We start from the raw sequence: 19,782 nt of genomic DNA, 5'->3' as shown, positions 1-19,782 counted from the left end.
TTAGTAATAACTAAAGCGCTTTATAACGACAACCACACCATTAATCAAACATGGATTAATTATACAATTTAATTAAATACAGCGAATACTGCACAGCATATATGTTTGCAGCAGGGCGATCGTGGATTGGGTAATAAATACAATCTAATATTAGGTTCTGTGTGCAGTAGACATATCACAAATCAGATGAGATACGACTGAAATCAGATTAAGTTAAGGAGACCCTGAACAAGTGATGAACGGCAGCTCGCACAATAATTGGCCACTCCTGCGTTACGAATCTTCGTAATAGCCGGCCTACACTATTTTGCTCAACCCAGGTTTATTCAGTCGCCAGTATAGAGATCAACATCCATCTTTGGCGGCATTTGCAGGTGGAAACCTTGTTGGACAAGATTTTCCATAACTACCGTTACATCTTCTCTCGCAAGAGATCGATTTGAATGTAAAGTCAACTCCATCACCTTTGCAGGTGTCCCAAATTTTTCAAGCAGACCATTTGGGACACTTGAAAAATCACCCTCCTTTGTGACGTACAAATACATTTCGTCCTTACGTGGACTGCGATATATCCAACAGGTCAATTCCATAAAATTACAACTCTACTACAGTTTTTCATACTCGGGCCTGTTAACACTAATCGAACAGGCCCTAATAACCATTCACTGCAGGTGCAGGCACCGCATCCAACTTCCATATATCCTGGTTGTATTCACTGATCGTTCTATCCGTTGAAAAACGACCACATCTGGCACTGTTAATGATACTCATTTTTGTCCACAGCGGTTTGTTTCTGTAGGCTTGGGCAGCTCTCTCCTGGGCATCGATATAACCTCTAAAATCTGCAGCTGTCATCCAGGGATCGTATGGATTGCGGACGGCCTCGATAATAGAGTCAAAAATTCCAGGCTCAAACTGGTTGAAATATCCGCTCTCCAACAGATGCATAACCCGCTTGAAGTCATCATCACTATTGATGATGCTGTTTGGCGAGTAGTGTGCCCGGTTGGCCTCAACCTCTTCACTGGTCAAGCCAAAGAGGAAGAAATTATCTTCACCAACCTCTTCAAGAATCTCAATATTGGCACCATCCAAGGTGCCAATGGTTACAGCACCATTCATCATGAATTTCATATTCCCTGTACCCGATGCCTCCTTACCGGCAGTTGATATCTGCTCAGAGAGATCGGTACCCGGTGCGATAACTTCCATCGCAGTTACCCTGTAGTTTGGAAGAAAGGCTACTTTAAGACGGTCACCGACCTTTTTGTCATGATTTATAATTTTGGCAACACTGTTAATTAACTTAATGATAAGTTTGGCCATTTGATAGCCTGGTGCTGCTTTCCCGCCAATTAAAACACAACGGGGCGTCCAGTTTTCAACCTCACCTGCGCGGATACGACAGTAGAGATGAATAATGTGCAAAACATTCAACAGTTGCCGTTTATATTCATGTATGCGCTTCACCTGAACATCAAACATCGCCTCCGGGTCAAACTCCACACTGCAATCTACTTTTACCAGGTCAGCCAGATGTTGCTTGTTCTCTAATTTTATCTGTTGCCATTTTTTTTGAAACGCCCTGTCTTCAGCCAACTCCTTCAACTGCTGCAGTTGTTGTAGGTTTGATATCCAGCCATTCCCAACTGTTTCGTCGATCAGCTTGCGTAAACCTGAATTAGAAGCTGCCAGCCAGCGGCGAGGTGTAACACCATTGGTTTTATTATTAAAACGTTCCGGCCAGAATTCATAAAAATCGAGGAATAGTCCCTTTTTGAGCAGTTCAGTATGCAGTGCTGCCACGCCATTGATGGAAAAACTACCGACTATTGCCAGATAGGCCATCCTTACCATCGGCTCATCCCCTTCTTCGATGATCGACATTCGACGCAGACGATCACTATCTCCCGGCCAACGCAGGGCAACCTCGCTGAGATAGCGTGCATTGATCTCATAGATGATCTCCAACAGCCTCGGCAGCAGACAACTGAACAGCTTCACCGGCCATCGTTCAAGCGCTTCTGGGAGAAGGGTGTGGTTGGTGTAGGCCATGGTTTTCGAGGTGATCTCCCAAGCCTTATCCCATGAAAGATTCTGCTCATCCATTAATTGTCTCATCAACTCAGCAACTGAGACACTGGGATGAGTATCATTCAACTGAAAGCAGTTTTTATCTGCAAAATTATCAAAGTTAGGATGACTCTCTTTCCACTCTCGCATCACATCTCTGATACTGGCAGATGCGAGAAAGTACTGTTGTCTTAAACGAAGCTCTTTACCATTCTCACTGGCATCGTTTGGATAGAGCACCATGGTAATGTGTTCAGCGTTGTTTTTCGCCTCTACTGATTCTGTGTAACTGCCGGCATTAAACTCCTCCAGATTGAACTCATCTGTGGCTGCCGCCTTCCAAAGCCTCAATGTGTTAACCGTCCCATTTCGGTATCCGGGCACCGGCAGATCATAGGGTACGGCCAATACATCCTGCGTATCCACCCAGCGAACCTGGCCATTGATATGCTCTGTGCGTCCACCGAATTTGATCTGCTGGGTATATTCTGGGCGCTCAAGCTCCCAGGGGTTACCATCACGAAGCCAATGATCCGGATCTTCAATCTGCTGGCCATTGGCGATGTGTTGCCGAAACATACCGTACTCATAGCGCAATCCATAGCCACGAACCGGTAGTTGCAATGTTGCACAGCTATCGAGAAAACAGGCCGCAAGGCGCCCAAGCCCGCCATTACCCAGACCCGCATCCGGTTCGCTCTCTCTGATGTGGTCCAGATTTATACCTAGATCGATGAAGGCTTTATCAACATCATCACAGATATTCAGATTGAGGATGGCATTGCTAAGTGCCCGCCCCATGAGGAATTCAAGAGAGAGGTAGAAGGTACGCTTACAGTCAGACTCCTCGTAGTTCGATCGGGTCAGCTTCCAGCGTTCGATCAGTCGGTCACGCATCGCCAACGCAAGTGCTTTGTAGGGGTAGTGACTCGAGGTGCAGTGATCATCTCTGCCCAGTGTGTGGGCAAAATAGCGCCGGAAATCGAATGAAATTGCTTCTGCATCCATACCCAGGGGTGGCAGTGCTGCCAACGAATTACAGATCTGTTCTGCTTTTTTACTTGAGCCGGCTTTTTCTTTCGACATGGTAAATGTCCTGTTCCCTCATAAATTGAGAGTCTGGTTGTTGCTGCATCAGGCCGTAGACAATTCAAGCCTTGCCACCTGTCACATGTTTGAAATGGGATTGGTATCAATATCCAGTGAAAGCGTACTGCTTTATGCGGGGAGTTTAAACAATATGTCGTCTTTAAGTAACTGCCTGGTTCAAATTGAAGTGAATTGAAGTTTGTCACATAGGTAACAAAAAAAAGTGCCATGCCTGGAAAAACATCAGCACATAATCAAAATATCCAATATTTCCAACATTTGGACTATTTACTGATGCGAATGTCAACCACCTGGCGACTTGGGAAAAACCATCTATAAAACATGGTCTAAGGTAAGAATCGTTCTGTCATACAACAGCAGCCCGATAGTCTCTCGTGCTACCTGCTGAATAGAGTAGCGGATGGAAAATCTTGTTTCGGCATATTCATTCCCCGCTGGAGCGTGGCAACGAGAATAGCTGTTTTCACGGGTGGATAATTGAATCAGAGCCCCCTGATATCGGGGACTCTCTGTGCCAGTTGCAGTGTATTAGGTAACAACGCTCAGGAAACGCTCATTCAGCTTCTGGTCGTGGTAGAAAATCGCACTACCCAACTCCTCTGCAGTCCATGTGATGGGCTCGTGATCAGGGTACCAGTCATATGAACCATGAAAAACTTCATTCCGATTCCCGGATGGATCAAAGAAGTAGATGGTACGTCCCCGGGTAATGCCATGACGGGTCGGGCCTATATCGATCGATATTTTATGCTTACCGATAATGTCGGCAGCGCGTAGCACCTCTTCCCAAGAACCGAGAAGAAATGAAGCGTGGTGGAGTTTACCCTTCTCCTCGTGGCGAATAATCGCCAGATCATGAGCCTTCATACCACAGGTGAGGAAGGAAGCGAGCTGAAACTCCCCATCCATAACCCTCTCTGTCTCATCGAAACCGAGCACTTCTGTGAAGAGTTTGACACTGCCGTCCAGGTCATCACCGTAGAGCAGGCAGTGGTCAAATCGCTGTACCTGCATACCTTTGAGATTGTCAGGCCAGGGATCGGGGTTGAGCCGCCCCATTTCGGTTCCATTTACCTCTTTGTCTGCATAGAGTTCAAATAGATGACCGGTGGGCGAATCAAAGCGGATACGTTCACCACAATGGTTAAGCTCACCGGCAGGAATCCTTTCAACATTGCAGCCGAAATCCTTCAGCTTCTGTTCGAGTTCGTTCATGGTCTCGACACTGTCGACTTTGAAACCCATGAAATCCATCCCGGTGGTGTCAGACTCCCCTAGCACCACTGAGAACCAGTCCTGCTCATCCCAGCCTTTGAGGTATACGCGTCCCTGCTCATCCCGGTCTGTCTCAATCAGGCCCAGCCGTTCTTTATAGTGGACTAGTGCTTCGTCCAGATCGAGTACACGCAGGGAGACGTGACCCGGACGCATAACGCCTTTAATAGCCATCAATGAATCCTCCAATAGTTGCCGTATCTAGGTACAGCCGGTATCAATAAATAGTCTTGTTAAAACAGTCTCTAATGGACCGGTATTTCTAAGAATTATGAGCAGGAACCTCTGTATCCATTGAGTCCTGGTGTACGGAAACAGACCAGAGATTTGTGTCCGACACCATTTTCGGCCAGGCTCTTACTCATATCGGGGATTACCGATTCACCATCAATCTTCCACTCGACCTCCCCCCAATTGACTGATTTGTAGTCGGGGTGCATACCGTAGAACTTTGCAATCAGTTCATCTTTAAGCGCCGCAAAGGGCATCTCAGGTGGTAGCGGAAAGGCAATTGCCGAACAGAAACTCAGGTGCTCTTCCCAGTGGAGATATACCACCTGATTACCATGAAAATTCTCTTTTCTATCGCGGAAATCAACTGCATCCGCATAGCCAGGCTTGAGTGCAACGACAGCCATGTAAACCTCCTCTCTCTAAATCTCTTTGTCCTTCCGCCAGCAGCAATCCTGATGACGGCTGGGTATAGGCCGGCAGGTTAGCTGGCCACTCTCTTTCGGGCCGCCTGCCAGGCATCCCACTGTTTCTGATCCGGCGAACCGGTATAGTCCATATTGTCGTTACCGTTATCCATGTGGTACCACTTGAGCACGTCACTCAGATCTGCACCGCCGCAGTTGCCCTGAAAGATCTGGTGCACTGGCAGCCAGGCCTGGGCAAACTTCTCCGGTTCATTCTCGAAGATGTCCTTACAACCGTCGGAACAGAAGTGGTAACGCTCGCCCTGGAATTCGGTGCTACGGAAGCCGATTTTGGTGGGGTCACCGGGTTCGGTATAGCCCATCGGAATCTGACAGGTCTGGCAGAGCTGGGGCAGTGCGTTATTGTAGAAACGCTCACCTTTGGCTTCCATCTCCCGCCACATTTCGAAGCGTGGGCGGTAGTATTTATCAAAGGTATTGGGATATTTCTCCGACAACCAGGCCATCTCTTCATCCGTTGGCAACCAGGTGTGGAAACCGGCTGCCTGGGTGTATTGATAGAAGATCGACCAATTCTGATGGGAGATGTGCTCCGCCTCTTCGGTAGCGATGTCTGCGAATTTGGGTACCCGCAAGCCATAGCGGGAGAGGTCTTCAAACAGAGCACCCCCCGCTTCGGTAAAATAGATCTCCCAAGCCTCTTTCCATGACATGATGCGTTTTGGCAGCATGTAATCCATCATCATCGCCACCAGCCCAAGGAGTTTGTGGCCACGCCAGAACCATTTGTCGACCCACTTCTGCACGATGGGCAGATTGTCCGGGTGTTGCTCCAGCATGAATTTGATCACTTCAATACCAAGGGTCATATGGCGTGCTTCGTCCGACTGAGCGGAGAAACCGAAGGTGACCGTTGCCAGATCGCCGTTATAGGCCGCACCGGACATGAAGGGGACAAACAGCAGGTTGGTCAGTACATATTCGAAAGCAAATGAGATCGCGGTAAAGAATTCGAACGGTCCGGCACTGCAGGCATCATCGAAGAACGACTTCGGTACTGACAGATACCAGACCCGGTCGTGCATGTGGGGGAACTCGGCAAAACCGTCGAAATATTTGTTGTAGTGGCTGATGGTATGGATCTGGGTCTGCGCATGACGCAGCTCATCCAGAGATTGCATCTGTGCTGCCACCCGGGGACCGACGCCGCGAATATGCCGCCCAAGGTGAGCGAAGTGACGATGGGCCTGATACTCCAGTGGCGTGACGCCGGTCAGGAACAGCTTTATGGCATTCACATAGCGGGCATCGGAGATTCCAAGCTGACCATTGTTCTGGGCAAAGGAGTCGAGCACCGCGTAGAGTTTGCGCTCTTTCTCCCCCTGGTATTTCCAGTAGGCGTCCATGGTCAGTCTGAATGGATCTTCCCATTTGGACCAGTCGGTTATTTTGATCCCTTCGAAGGTGTCATAGGGAAAGACATCGTCCATTTTCTGGTAGCTGGTCTCCCAGTCGAGACCTCGAGTCATCAGCGCGTAGCGCTGTTTCAGATTCATCTTTTTCTTGCGTGGGGGTGTCATTTGAATTGCTCCTCCAGTGTTAACCCGAATAGTTCATCCGGGAACGGGATGATCGTGCCTTTCTCATGGTTCAGTTGCCGGTTTGCGATTGCCGGTAACTCAATCTGATTTGCCAATATCTGATAAACCATTCTTAAAACCATGAGTCAGCTAATTTAAAGTGGCCGGATGATAGATTCGGGTCAGGCGCCCCAGGAGAGAACCAGCTCTTCATCATCCTCATCCAGGCTGCCGCCCATGGAGACGATGGTGAGATGAATCTCCTGGGGATCCCAATCGCGGCCGATACGCTCAGATACCGACTCCGCCTTGACCACCAATCGTTCCGGACAGTCGATCTTGACCACGCCGGGCATGTAGTTGGCGTTGGCGCTTGGATTGTCTTGCATAATCGACTCGATCACTGGACGAGCCTCGTCGTTGTTTTGCAGGGTTATGGATACGATGCCAGCCATCTCGGCCTCCTGTTATACGGTTAAGCCGAGCTTGCCGGCCCGGAGATCGAGTTGTTCACTGACTTCAGCAAGGGCTGTCTCAGCGCCATCACCCAAAACCTCTGCTGTCAGGGGCTGCAGAGCTTCCACTGCCACCTGCCGCCACTGGCGATACCATTCAGAGAGGAGCCTCTGGTTCTCTTCAGATTCCTTGGCTGCCACTTTGATCACCGCATCGACCCAGCGGTTGTGTTCTGCACTCCAGTCGACCATGAACTCACATAGAATTGAGATTGCCGCTGCACCGTGTTTCTGGCCTTCGTTATCGAAGTGGTTATAGGCCAGGGGATAGACCAGTCCATCCATCACCAGAAACTGTGCCAGAAGGGCTTCGAACCAATCCTTCAGCACCAGGCTGTCTTCCACCATTTTGCGTGTGCCCTGCCAGGCCTCAGCATCCATCCATTGGCTTTTCGCCTCATCGAGCAGCTCACCAGTACCGTCACCAAGCGCTATACCGATGCGGGATAAAATCTGAGCGATACCCAACCGATCACCAGCGGTGAAGATTGCAGCTGAGGTGATCGCGGTGCCGTAGCCCGCATCGCTGATCGAGCAGGCATTCATATTCGCGCCCCACTCATAGTGGCGCAGTGGAATCAGATAGTTGACGAGCATCTCCCGCCAGGCAGGATCGATATTGGACATCAGGTTGCGTTTTTCTTCGAAGGCGAAGTTACGATCGGTGGTCTGATGCATGTTGGCTCGGGCGATGGTGTAGGTACCGTAGTAGTACTGACGGGGATCTTTGAACTTGTACCAATCTTCCATCTTTATGGCGGTACGACCCTCATCGAAGTGCCACATCTCCGGCCCCCAAATAGGCCGATAGTGAAAATGGGTAGTGGCCTGCAGGTCGTATACCCCCTCCTCATAACGGGTAGCTGGGGCATCGGAACCTAGACGCCGTGCCACATGGGCAAAGGTTTGGCGTTTGGGCTCCACATTCATGGTTTTGATTTCGATACTCATCGCTGTTCTGTTCCTCCTGGGGTATCGGATCTTCCGCTATTGAAGCGCGACTCCCGGTAGAGACCGGGACCCTTGGCAGGCACAATCTCATCCGGGTTTTCGATTATTCGGGCCTGATGTTTGTCGCAGAAGATCTTGAAAGCTTCATGGGGGAGGATCAGCTCAACGGTCAAGTCCTCATCATTGATGGAGAACTCAAACTCAATGAACTTTCCGAGTCGTTCGCCAGTAACCCTGATATAGGCCTGGCCAATTTTCGGGACATACTCCCGCATGACATCCTCCTGTTCTCAAAAATGGAGGCCTCTAATCCAGCCTCTCTATGTTTCTGGTCAGATTAGGATTGCAGAAGCTATGCCAAAAACCATAACTACCTGATAAATATATATATTATGAAATATAGAAGTTAAATGGCTGGGACCGGTCTTAACGATAAAATCAAACGCAGTTAATCATTTGGGAAATTTGATCAAATAGTTCAACGCAAACGATCAGTTATGCTGCGTTTGCACAAAAACATATATTCGGTTGCCGCAAATATGATGAATCCTGATTTCAATCCAAGTAAATTTATTATTTGATTAAAAACTGAGTTGGCACTATAAAAAGTAAGAAGCGTATGCAGGAGACATTAAATCTCCAAAAAAAATACCAACAAGTCATACGCCATTCACGGATGATTTTTTATACCAAACAATATCCCCGAACATCATGAAAGACGGGGTGGAGGATAGATGTCATCTCAATTGAGTATCTCAGGTCTTCCCATGGAGGACCGAAATCTGCACCTGACTTTCGACGCGGGAAAGATCCTGCTCAACGACCACCGCATGGTGTTAATGCATACCCATGCCATGGGGGCTCTGCGAAAAGAGCTGATGGATACGCTTGGTCATGACCGGGCACGAGGCGTACTGACCCGGATGGGTTATGCCTCTGGGGCGAAAGATGCCGACCTGGCCCGCAAGCTGTTGCCGGAAGGTAATGACGAGGATCTGCTGATGATGGGACCACGTCTGCACACCCTTGAGGGGGTGGTGCACGTCAAGCCGATCAAGATCGATATCGATATTCGCCAACGCCATTTCTATGGGGAGTTCCTTTGGGAAAACTCCCATGAGGCCTCTGAACATCTGAAGCTATTCGGCATTCATACCGAACCAGTCTGCTGGACTCAGATCGGCTACGCTTCCGGCTACACCAGCGAGATTATGGGTCGATTCATCGCCTATCGCGAGGTGGAGTGCCACGCCAAGGGTGACCGTCACTGCCGCATCATCGGCAAACCCATTGAAGAGTGGGATGATGCAGATGAGGAGCGGCGTCACTACCGGCCAGATCCTATGGCCGAACAACTGCTGGCGCTGCAGGACGAGGTGAGTCATCTGCGCGACTCACTGCAGGAGCAGACCGGCATCGGTGACATGGTTGGAACCTCTCGGGCATTTAAGGAGGCCTGCGACATGCTGCGTAAAGTGGCAGAGAGTCATGTCACTGTGCTCCTGCTTGGGGAGACCGGCGTCGGCAAGGAGATGTTTGCCCGGGCACTGCACAGTATCAGTCCTCAGGAGAAGAGCCCCTTCATCGCCATCAACTGCACCACCATCCCGGAAGAGCTGATCGAGTCAGAGCTGTTCGGGGTAGAGAAGGGGGCTTATACCGGCGCTTTACAATCACGTCCCGGACGTTTTGAGCGAGCACACGGGGGCACGCTCTTTCTCGATGAGGTTGGAGAACTGTCGATGAACGCCCAGGCAAAGCTGTTGCGGGCTCTGCAGGAGGGGGAGATCGAACGTGTCGGTGACACCAGAACCCGTAAGGTCGATGTGCGGGTGATTGCCGCGACTAATGTGGATCTGCAGGAGGCCGTCGCCGTCGGACGCTTCCGTTCCGATCTCTACTATCGCTTGAACATCTATCCGGTGATCATTCCCCCATTGAGGGAGCGCAAGGACGATATCATTCTGCTGGTGGAGCGCTTCCTGGAAAAATATACCGCAAGACACGGCAAGCGGGTCAATGGCATTACTGAACCGGCGATGCAATCCCTGCATGACTACAACTGGCCAGGCAATATCCGGGAGCTGGAGAATATGATCGAACGGGGCGTGATCATTGTAACCAATGGCCATGCTATCGACCTCAAGGATCTCTTCCCCTGTCTCAATATGAGTAAGGATGTGCCGAGCACATTACTCTCCCAATCTCAACAATCACAACCCCTGGACTCGCTGGTCGAACAGGTACTTGACCAATCCGGCAGCCTCGAAGCAGTAGAGACTCTGATACTGGAATCCGCTGTCGAAAAAGCCAACGGCAATCTCAGTCAGGCCGCCAGACTGCTTGGCATGACCCGCCCTCAACTGGCCTACCGGCTTAAAAAACGGGATGGAGATTAGAGATCGAATCCCACATCATCTCGGTCTACTGTATGGGTGACGCTTTCCGCCCCGGCATGGTCGGGTCACGCCCACCAGATAGACTAGGGAAGACAGACGTAACTTTATTTGGCATCGAGCTTTTTTGTGGGGCATGGCCCCACGCTACAACTTTAAGTCAAGCAAGGTAGCCTGGATGTAGTGCAACGGAATCCGGGATGATTGGTGCAGTGCTCTCCCGGATTCCGTTGCACTTCATCCAGGCTACGGGCTGCCGCATTCATTCCCACTCTGCAGCGTGGGATCGAGAAAAGTATAGGAGAACCGGAATGACAGTCATGACAGAAGATGATCCTGGGTAGACCAGGCCTGACAAACTAGGCCGTACCTTACGTTGCTTGAATCTCTTCCAGACACTATTCTGCACGCCGAAAAAACAGGGCCAGTTAGATCTGGTCACAAAATCATCGGCAAAAGCATGGCTTGTGATTAACGATTGAAGTGGCATATAACAGTGCCTCAACATTAGCGAGATTGACGAGATGTTCAGCCAGATACTTGAAGTCACCCTGCCGGTATTTGGCATTGCTCTGTTGGGCTATCTCTACGGCCGACTCAATGGCAGCGATATGGACTCCGCCAATCGGGTTAATATGAATCTTTTCGTGCCGGCGCTTTTATTTTATGTACTTTCAGAGAAGATACCCAACTCGCCTGAGTGGCGTTCTATTGCCTGGGGCACAGTGATCATCGTGCTGGGATCAGGATTGTTGACCTGGCCACTGGCCCGGCTGTTACGATTCCGACCCAGAGTTATTCTACCCCCCATGATGTTCAACAACTCAGGCAACCTGGGTCTGCCGTTGGCAGCGCTGGCCTTTGGTGATGGCATGTTACCCTTTGCAGTCGTTGCCTTCGTGGTCTCCACCAGTCTCCATTTCAGCCTGGGGATCTGGCTGGTTAGCGGACGACTCGATCCCATGAGCCTGATGAAGAATCCTGTGTTTCTCGCCACGCTAGCCGGTATCGCTGCCCACATCAGCGACTGGCATGCTCCGGCACTGCTGATGCCAGGACTGGAAATGCTCTCCAAAGTTGCCATTCCGTTGATGCTGGTGGCACTGGGAGTACGGCTGATCCAGGTCGATATCAGCCATTGGAGAGCCGGTCTGGTTGGCGCGCTCCTCTGCCCTGCCACCGGAGTGATCAGCGCCGCGGCGGCGATTGCTTTATTGCAGCCTTCTGAGGAGATGAGCAAGATCCTGTTACTCTTCTCTGTTCTGCCCCCTGCGGTGATGAATTTCCTCCTGGCTGAACGATATCACCTTGCTTCAGATGAGGTTGCCTCGATGGTTGCCTTCGGCAATCTCGCCAGCCTGGCGATAATTCCTCTGGCCCTGGTCTTTATCCTTTGAAGCGTCGCGCTGTTGCAGGTTGGCTGCTTTCTGCTGCGATCATCACTGCTGTGATCCACACCCTGGCGGGGGGCTTTCCCAAAACACTGATCGGCATACTCACCTGGGGTGCAGGACTGTTGCTGATTGCCGATATTTCCATCCAGACCCGGCGTCAGATCTTGATCCTGGTCGGCATAGGCCTGATCGGCATAGCCTGGGGTCTGATGCATCATATTTCACCAGATTGGCGAATGGTACTTTCAGGTAACGCACTGCTGTTGAGCATGCTCGCCGCTGTCAGCTTTCTGCGGCTGATCACCAGACCGGATACCGAACAGGGAGAGACCCTGCCATCGGGAAGGCGGGCAGTCTGGTCAACCCTCTTCGGTGTGCACCTCTTCGGCTCAGTAATCAACCTCTCATCGGTATTTATCATGGGTGACCGGATCAGTCGCCTTGGTCGTCTTAACCAGGCACAAACCATTGTTCTGACTCGGGGCTTTACCGCTGCGGCATTCTGGTCCCCCTTCTTTGCTGCCATGGCCGCCGCCTTCACCTATGCGCCGGGTGCCTCGCTACCGCAACTCTGGCTGATGGGTATTCCCCTGGCAGTGAGTGCCTTGTTGCTTACCGCCCTGGGGTGCCAGGGCAACGATCAGTTCACTGGCTATCCCATGCATCCATCAGCCCTGATACTGCCCGGTATACTGGCGTTGTCTGTCTTAGTGTTACACCAGTGGAATAGTGACTGGCATATTCTTGGAATCATCGCACTGCTGGCGCCTACACTATCCCTGACGGTCACCCTGGTGCGTCATTCCCGTCCCTATTCTCGTGTTCTGCAACATATCACCGAAGAGCTGCCCAGTATGCAGAATGAGCTAACCCTGTTCCTCGCCGCCGGGGTTATGGCGGCAGGGCTGAATGCTGTATTTGCCGTTTTTGGCGGCTGGCTCCCCTTCGATCAATTCACCGGCTTCGAGGCCTCCCTGGTGTTGATATTCATGATATCAACCTCGATTCTGGGCGTGCATCCGGTGATCAATATCGCCGCACTGGGTACCCTGCTGGCCCCCCTCAACCCGAATGGCACCCTGTTGGCCATGACCTTTATTTCAGCCTGGGCCATTGGTACCGGCACCAGCCCCTTCTCCGGCATCAACCTCGCCATGCAGGGGCGTTACAAACAACAGACCTCTGACAGCTTGAGATGGAACGGTAAGTATGCGCTGGTAATGTTGCTCTTATCCATACTGGTACTGAATCTGTTTGCCAAATTAGCACTGCCATAACTTAACGGCCTCGATTTCATAGATATCTACCACCGTAGCGCTCTTAATCTGTCGCCTTCGTTTTCGGTTGCTTGTAGATATGCAGGCAGCTTCCATAACTTGTTCTGTGCTTCTACCTACACATAATGTTTTGTGCGCAGTCACACTGCAGATGTAAATTAAATCTATTGAATTGATTCCCCATCCAATAGGGGATTTTCATGTCGTCAGCTTACTCTTTGCTTGCGGCAATCAACCATTAGTCGGGCACCCACCCCCTTTCATGCGTTTACATCTTGTTACTAAAAACGCATTTAGCAACACTTAGGACCTGTCAAGCGTCTCATAGATCTGCTTAATCAAACTAAATTATAAGCTTTGAGAAAGAGATCTGACTCAGTCGATTGATCATTAAACAATCTTTTCCAAGTTGAGTTTGAGCAACGACAAATCTTACATACTTAGGAAGTTAAGCATCTATTGACTGGCGCAAAGTTTCGGAAATGGTTAGTAAAAACAAGTATTACAGACGATCCCGAATTGGAGAGAAGAAATTCCGCCAAATCATCCGATATTTTTCTCTCGATTTCTCCGCTTCTGATACCGCCAGACTAACCGGAATTTCTGTCAGGTCGATCAATACCATCTACATCAAAATTCGTATTCGTCTGACTGAAGAGCACGAAAGAGAGGCTTGGCTTGTTGGGCAAACTAAAGTTGATGAATCGTTCCCTGCGTATGCGAAGCTTCGTCTGAGTAAGATGAAAGGCATCCGCAGAGAGATGCTCTACTTACATTACAGAGAGAGTGAATTTCGTTTTAATCATCGAAATGACAATGTCTATCTAATCGTTCTAAAACTGCTTCGCAAGAAGCCAATATAAGAACAAATAGATCGATATTATTATCAGATTATAGAATAAACTGAGCCAATCTCTCCTATTCTTCAGCCAGGGATAATTATAAATTGGTAAGTAATTTATTCAGTAATCTGCATATATAGCAATCAATCAAAAGATACCAAATGCGTAAAATATAAAATTATAAAGGATAATTTTTTAAACCCTTTCCTCTCCCAATTCAGGTAACACTTTTAATTATTATTTTTATAATAATTTCTGAAACTTATCACTAATTGAAAGACGCTTAACTTCCTAAGATCCTAACTTATAGCTTTGCACTCAGCATCGCGGTATCTCTAACCTATTAAATGGCACTACTATAAATATAGTGTAATTCAGCCATACCTAATTAACCTCAATACATCTTTAATACTTGCGAAAATCAACCACTCATCAGGATATCGCCACCGCCCAGGATCTTACATCTTGTAAATTAAATAGTAACTACCTAATAATCGCCGCGTGTTTGTCGAGGGTCCACATAATAAACTTAAACTTTTAATTAAATAGCTTAGACGATTCACCAAATTCATATAAAGATTCCTTGTTGAATTTAGTTTTCTCCTGAGTATGCAATGGTTAACTACGATTAATTATTATAGACAACCGACAGCAATCACTAAATTTGTGACCAACGCCAAACACATTAAGTGATGCACGTTTAAAAACAGAGCGCACAATCAAGTAGCATCTCAAATAAAACAAGGATGGTTAGAAAGTTGGATAGGGATATTTGGAAGTTTACGACCTTGTCGTTGTCGGGATTTATCATTATGTGCACGTAACATGCTTTAGATGATTCAGGCTTGGTTCAAACACCGAGCCTGGCATTCAGGCGTGACAAATGCACATTGAGTATTGCGTAAAAAAAACAACAAACCGAACAAAGGAGTGGTTTCGATGTTTCCAAAGCAAAAGCGAATATTTTTCTCACCATCAGCTTTGCTCAGCACACTTATAATCTTTAGTGTGCTAACCCTTTCCACACAGGCACAGGCCACAACACGATTACTCAATAGCTGGCGAGTCGCTTACCCCAATTCGCTAAGTGATGATAATCTGGCCGATCCCTGTGCACTATGTCATACCGATAGCTACAGTGAACTTAATAGCTACGGTTGGGACATGGGTCAAAACAACAATGATTATGTAGCACTTGAATCTTTGAATTCAGACAATGATCCCAACAATATAAGCAATATTGATGAGATCAATGGTGATACCCAGCCAGGCTGGACAGAGGGCGCTAACAATGTCGTCAACGGCGGCGCAGTATCGAGTAATGCATTACCTGCAGAGATTATTGCGGGCCTACTTGATCTGGAAGTGATAAACCAAGCCCCTGTTGCAGATATAGGCGGCCCTTACAGTGGCACTCAGAATGTTGAATTGAGCTTCGATGCATCAAACTCTTCTGATACAGATGGCATCATAACCAGCTATGCCTGGGACTTTGGAGATGGCAGCAGTGGCAATGGAGTACAGGCTGCCCATACCTATACCTCAACAGGTAGCTTCAATGTCACGTTAATCGTTACCGACGATCAGGGTAACAGCACAACCGCATCCACTGCGGTATCGATTGGTGCAGGCAATCAACCTCCTGTTGCCAATGCCATGGGCCCATACACCAGTCAAGCGGATGAAACGATTACCTTTGACGGCAGCGGCTCAACAGACGCAGACGGCATGATTACCAGTTACGACTGGAATTTTGGCGATGGCAGCTTCGGAACCGGCATCAGTCCTACCCATGCCTATGCAGACAGTGGTACATACAACGTTACTCTGACAGTGACTGATGATAACAATGCCGTGGATTCAGACGTGACATCGGTCAGTGTTGAACAGGGCAATCTGGCGCCAGCAGCCGATCCACGTGGCCCCTATGCGGGCACAGTCAATGAGTCTATTGCCTTTGATGCATCCTCTTCCAGTGATACAGATGGCCAAATAGTCAGCTATACCTGGGATTTTGGTGACGGCACCACAGGCACAGGCGTCACTCCATCGCACTCCTATACAGATTCAGGCGTCTATAACATTTCACTACAAGTGACTGATGACAGCGGTTCAACTGCAACCGGCTCAACCACTGCCACTATTGGCGATGTGGTCAATGAACCCCCTGCTGCAGTTACTGATGGCCCATATACCGGAACTGTTAATCAGCCCCTCGATTTGAGTGCCGCTGACAGTACTGATTCTGATGGGCTAATTACCACCTATGCCTGGGATTTTGGTGATGGTAATTCAGCGAACGGTGTCAATGTAACTCACACCTATAGTGATGCAGGGAGTTTCAACATCACACTTACTGTCACTGATAGTGATGGCATCATAGATACCGTAACAACCACAGCAGTTATCGGTTTAGGCAACCTTACACCTACGGCTGATATCAACGGTCCCTATACAGCAACCGCTAATACAGAGATTGTACTTGATGGCAGTGGCTCCGTAGACCCGGATGGTTCCATTGTTGCCTATGATTGGGATTTTGGAGATAACTCAACTGGCACCGGGCCAAAGCCATCCCATACCTATAGTGCCCAAGGCACCTACAATGTAACGCTTACTGTGCATGATGATAGTGGTGCCATGGATTCAGCAGCCACCACGGTGACGGTTACTTCCGCGGACGATCCGGGGATTTCAGGTTCCGCCAAAATCATTAAAAAGTTTAACTGGGGCATGGGCTTTCTGGGCATCGGCGTGATCAGCAATGACACCGATAAGCCCATCGAAAACTGGGAGATCAGTTTCGATGCGGAATTCGATATTAAGCGTATCTGGGGAGCAGAGGTTGTTTCACATGCCGAGGACAACTATATCCTTAAAGGTAATGATGACAATCAGTCCATTCTTCCTGGTGAGAAGGTGAGATTCGCCATTGTCGCCGGACCAGCTGACAGCCCAATTCCTAACGAAATTACCGTTATTGACAGGGGTGAATCAACACAGGGCAATTTCAACCATAATCACCAGACTGAAGTCATGATGAAGTCTGTCAATGACTGGAAGAGAGGCTTTCAGGGTATGGCGACTATTCGCAATATCGGTGACGAGGTAATAGAGGGCTGGACCATCAGTTTCAAAGCTGACTTCGAGATTAAAAAGTTATGGAATGCAAAACTGGTCTCTCATTCAGGTAATAACTATGTATTGTCAGGAAAAAGACGCAACCGGATAGTAAAACCTGACCACGAGGTAACCTTTGGTTTTATCGCATCACCCAGTGGGGCCAAGATGCCCAGCAGTTTCCTGGTGAATGGGATTGAAAGCGAGGTAGATGTTGTTCCAGGCTCAGAGGATGATACTGAGACCGGGGATGATTCCGAAACTGATGATGAAGACGATACCGACAGCGACACCGGCTCAGACGATGACGCCGGGAATGGCGGTGAAACTGACAACGGCAATGAAACCGACGGTGACAACGATACCGGTTCAGACGATGACACCGGGAATGACGGTGAAACTGACAACGGCAATGAAACCGACGGTGACAACGATACCGGTTCAGACGATGACGCCGGGAATGACGGTGAAACTGATAACGGCAACGATACCGACGGTGATAACGATACCGGTTCAGACAATGATGCCGGGAATGGCGGTGAAACTGACAACGGCAACGAAACTGACGGTGACAACGATACCGGTTCAGACAATGATGCCGGGAATGGCGGTGAAACTGACAACGGCAACGAAACTGACGGTGACAACGATACCGGTTCAGACGATGACACCGGAAATGGCGGTGAAACTGATAACGGCAACGATACCGACAGTGACAGCGATACCGGCTCAGACGATGACGCCGGGAATGGCGGTGAAACTGATAACGGTAACGATACCGACAGTGGCAGCGATACCGGTACCGAAGATGACGCCGGGAATGACGGTGAAACTGACAACGGCAACGATACCGACAGTGGCAGCGATACCGGTACCGAAGATGACGCCGGGAATGACGGAGAAACTGACAACGGCAACGATACCGACAGTGGCAGCGATACCGGTACCGAAGATGACGCCGGGAATGACGGAGAAACTGACAGTGGCAACGACACCGGTTCCGACGACCAAGCAAATAACGACAGTGATCCCGGAACCACTGTCGGCGGGGTTGACTGCACAGGAGCGGTATTTGGCTCCTCAGGTGCGCCGATTCGACGCTTGAATCAAGTCGAATATCAGAACACAGTCACAAGCTTGTTCCCGGGTGCATCCCTGCCGAGCTTGAACCTACCCGTCGATCAACGCATGAACGGATTCACCAATGCGGCTGAAGGCCAAGCGCCGTCGGCACTGGCTGTAGAGCAATATGCCACGGCAGCGGAGTCCATTGCCACAGCGGCAATCCAGTCACTGGCCAGTTGGGCGCCATGCAGTAACAGCAATGATGAGGCGTGCGCGCGTAGTGCCTTAAACGATATCGCACCACGCATCTACAGGCACCCTCTGACAGCTGAAGAGAGCACTGCAATTGACGCACTGATCGATGGTGGTTTGAATGCAGCCACACCAGAGGAGGCCCTTAGCCTGGCAATCACTGCCCTGCTTGAGTCACCAAACTTCTTGTATCGTCCTGAGTTTGGCTCCTCAAACGCCGTAGGCAATGCCAGGGAGCTGGATGCTTACGAACTCGCCTCGCGCTTATCCTACTTCTTCTGGGCAACAGTACCGGATAGCGCTCTGTTGGCTGCAGCGGAAGATGGTAGCCTGCTGACAGACAGCGTCCTTCGTGCTCAGGCCAATCGCATGTTGAACGACCCCCGCGCCAGACCGGTTCTGACAGACTTCTTCGTGCAATGGCTTGGCCTCTATAAGCTCGATACTATGGCGCTTAACACAGACGCATTTCCTGAGTTTGACAATGTGCTACGCAGCGATTTGAAGACATCAGTGATCAAATATGTTGAACATGCGTTATGGAACACAGACTCATGGTCTGTTCTTATGTCCGGCAGCTATGGCTATGTTAATGACCGCTTGGCACCGATCTTCGGTGTGGCGGCTCCGAACAGTGACCAGCTGGTTCAGGTCAATCTGGATATGACAGAACGTGCAGGCGTACTGACTCAACCAGGTACCCTGGCCTCAACATCCCACGACAGCCGTCACTCGCCAATTTTGCGTGGCGTGCAGTTCCTCACCGGGATTGTCTGCGCTCCCCCGCCAGCACCTGCTGCTATCGGGATGCCTGATGAGAATCTTGTTGTCGATGAGTCCCAGGTCTGCACCACGCGAGATGAAGTATCACTCAAGCACACCGCTTCAGCGGGTTGTGCAGCCTGCCACGATGCCATCGACAGTGCTGGTTTTAATTTCGAACACTACGATGCGCTGGGACGCTACCGTGCCGTGGAGAACGGCTGCCAAGTGGATGCCACGGGCAGCTTCGCCGGCACCGACATCACCGGAACCGTGCAAAGTGCCGTTGACCTCGCACTGCAGTTACCCACAAGTCGAACTGTGAGTAGCTGTATGAGTGAGCACATGTTCCGTTTTGCACTTGGCCGCAACAGTAGCAGTCAAGATGCTTGCGAAATCACCAATCTCAGCAACCAGCTGACCAACACAGACAGCATGCAATCTTTGGTGATCGAACTTGTCATGTCACCTTCATTCCGCAGCCGTCCAACTATTAACTAATCAGGAGAGT

The 19,782-nt window shown here is 49.7% G+C and carries 13 protein-coding genes; 5 read left to right on the top strand and 8 right to left on the bottom strand.

The features are described 5' to 3' along the window. Positions 1-326: 326 nt before the first annotated feature. From AC4IFB_RS00650 to AC4IFB_RS00615, 8 genes are all read right to left on the bottom strand, one after another. Positions 327-590, bottom strand: a complete 264-nt coding sequence (locus AC4IFB_RS00650) for a YcgL domain-containing protein (RefSeq protein WP_490774884.1) — start codon at positions 588-590, stop codon at positions 327-329. 61 nt (positions 591-651) lie between these two features. Continuing rightward, positions 652-3,081 carry a glycogen/starch/alpha-glucan phosphorylase gene (locus AC4IFB_RS00645; RefSeq protein ID WP_490779085.1) on the bottom strand — a complete coding sequence of 810 codons (2,430 nt, stop codon included), beginning with the start codon at positions 3,079-3,081 and terminating at the stop codon, positions 652-654. A gap of 630 nt (positions 3,082-3,711) precedes the next feature. Beyond that, complete coding sequence (locus AC4IFB_RS00640; protein ID WP_490779077.1) at positions 3,712-4,632, bottom strand: catechol 2,3-dioxygenase; 921 nt, start codon at positions 4,630-4,632, stop codon at positions 3,712-3,714. 95 nt (positions 4,633-4,727) lie between these two features. After that, positions 4,728-5,096 carry a phenol hydroxylase subunit P4 gene (locus tag AC4IFB_RS00635; protein ID WP_490774887.1) on the bottom strand — a complete coding sequence of 123 codons (369 nt, stop codon included), beginning with the start codon at positions 5,094-5,096 and terminating at the stop codon, positions 4,728-4,730. Between the two features lie 77 nt (positions 5,097-5,173). Continuing rightward, positions 5,174-6,697 carry an aromatic/alkene/methane monooxygenase hydroxylase/oxygenase subunit alpha gene (locus AC4IFB_RS00630; RefSeq protein ID WP_490774888.1) on the bottom strand — a complete coding sequence of 508 codons (1,524 nt, stop codon included), beginning with the start codon at positions 6,695-6,697 and terminating at the stop codon, positions 5,174-5,176. A 182-nt stretch (positions 6,698-6,879) separates the two neighbouring features. Then, entirely contained in the window at positions 6,880-7,152 is a 273-nt protein-coding gene (locus AC4IFB_RS00625) for an MmoB/DmpM family protein (protein WP_490774889.1), read from the bottom strand. A gap of 12 nt (positions 7,153-7,164) precedes the next feature. Beyond that, positions 7,165-8,163 carry an aromatic/alkene monooxygenase hydroxylase subunit beta gene (locus AC4IFB_RS00620; RefSeq protein WP_490779076.1) on the bottom strand — a complete coding sequence of 333 codons (999 nt, stop codon included), beginning with the start codon at positions 8,161-8,163 and terminating at the stop codon, positions 7,165-7,167. Next, on the bottom strand, positions 8,160-8,438 hold the full coding sequence (locus AC4IFB_RS00615) for a phenol hydroxylase subunit (RefSeq protein ID WP_490774891.1): 279 nt from the start codon (positions 8,436-8,438) through the stop codon (positions 8,160-8,162). The genes AC4IFB_RS00620 and AC4IFB_RS00615 overlap by 4 nt, the downstream gene beginning before the upstream one ends. Positions 8,439-8,897: 459 nt before the next feature. Here AC4IFB_RS00615 and AC4IFB_RS00610 point away from each other — a divergent pair, with 459 nt between their 5' ends. The 5 genes from AC4IFB_RS00610 to AC4IFB_RS00590 all read left to right on the top strand — a co-directional run bounded on the left by AC4IFB_RS00610 (position 8,898) and on the right by AC4IFB_RS00590 (position 19,772). Continuing rightward, a complete protein-coding gene (locus tag AC4IFB_RS00610) occupies positions 8,898-10,562 on the top strand; it encodes a sigma 54-interacting transcriptional regulator (RefSeq protein WP_490774892.1) in 1,665 nt (554 codons plus the stop codon). Between the two features lie 521 nt (positions 10,563-11,083). After that, on the top strand, positions 11,084-11,956 hold the full coding sequence (locus tag AC4IFB_RS00605; protein ID WP_490774893.1) for an AEC family transporter: 873 nt from the start codon (positions 11,084-11,086) through the stop codon (positions 11,954-11,956). Further along, complete coding sequence (locus AC4IFB_RS00600) at positions 11,953-13,230, top strand: hypothetical protein (protein ID WP_490779075.1); 1,278 nt, start codon at positions 11,953-11,955, stop codon at positions 13,228-13,230. The genes AC4IFB_RS00605 and AC4IFB_RS00600 overlap by 4 nt, the downstream gene beginning before the upstream one ends. 482 nt (positions 13,231-13,712) lie before the next feature. Beyond that, a complete protein-coding gene (locus AC4IFB_RS00595) occupies positions 13,713-14,093 on the top strand; it encodes a hypothetical protein (RefSeq protein WP_490774895.1) in 381 nt (126 codons plus the stop codon). Between the two features lie 918 nt (positions 14,094-15,011). Next, positions 15,012-19,772: a PKD domain-containing protein gene (locus AC4IFB_RS00590; protein WP_490779074.1), complete on the top strand. Its 4,761-nt coding sequence runs from the start codon at positions 15,012-15,014 to the stop codon at positions 19,770-19,772. Positions 19,773-19,782 lie beyond the last annotated feature (10 nt).

The sequence above is a fragment of the Candidatus Thiodiazotropha sp. AKIB8 genome (assembly GCF_058244675.1).
The sequence above is the reverse complement of the archived record's forward strand: the minus strand, read 5'-3'. Positions and strand labels throughout refer to the sequence as shown.

Coding starts and splice junctions, on each gene's coding strand:
- AC4IFB_RS00650 (WP_490774884.1), bottom strand. CDS start 590: ATGGAATTGACCTGTTGGATATATCGCAGTCCACGTAAGGACGAAATG.
- AC4IFB_RS00645 (WP_490779085.1), bottom strand. CDS start 3,081: ATGGATGCAGAAGCAATTTCATTCGATTTCCGGCGCTATTTTGCCCAC.
- AC4IFB_RS00640 (WP_490779077.1), bottom strand. CDS start 4,632: ATGGCTATTAAAGGCGTTATGCGTCCGGGTCACGTCTCCCTGCGTGTA.
- AC4IFB_RS00635 (WP_490774887.1), bottom strand. CDS start 5,096: ATGGCTGTCGTTGCACTCAAGCCTGGCTATGCGGATGCAGTTGATTTC.
- AC4IFB_RS00630 (WP_490774888.1), bottom strand. CDS start 6,697: ATGACACCCCCACGCAAGAAAAAGATGAATCTGAAACAGCGCTACGCG.
- AC4IFB_RS00625 (WP_490774889.1), bottom strand. CDS start 7,152: ATGGCTGGCATCGTATCCATAACCCTGCAAAACAACGACGAGGCTCGT.
- AC4IFB_RS00620 (WP_490779076.1), bottom strand. CDS start 8,163: ATGAGTATCGAAATCAAAACCATGAATGTGGAGCCCAAACGCCAAACC.
- AC4IFB_RS00615 (WP_490774891.1), bottom strand. CDS start 8,438: ATGCGGGAGTATGTCCCGAAAATTGGCCAGGCCTATATCAGGGTTACT.
- AC4IFB_RS00610 (WP_490774892.1), top strand. CDS start 8,898: ATGTCATCTCAATTGAGTATCTCAGGTCTTCCCATGGAGGACCGAAAT.
- AC4IFB_RS00605 (WP_490774893.1), top strand. CDS start 11,084: ATGTTCAGCCAGATACTTGAAGTCACCCTGCCGGTATTTGGCATTGCT.
- AC4IFB_RS00595 (WP_490774895.1), top strand. CDS start 13,713: ATGGTTAGTAAAAACAAGTATTACAGACGATCCCGAATTGGAGAGAAG.
- AC4IFB_RS00590 (WP_490779074.1), top strand. CDS start 15,012: ATGTTTCCAAAGCAAAAGCGAATATTTTTCTCACCATCAGCTTTGCTC.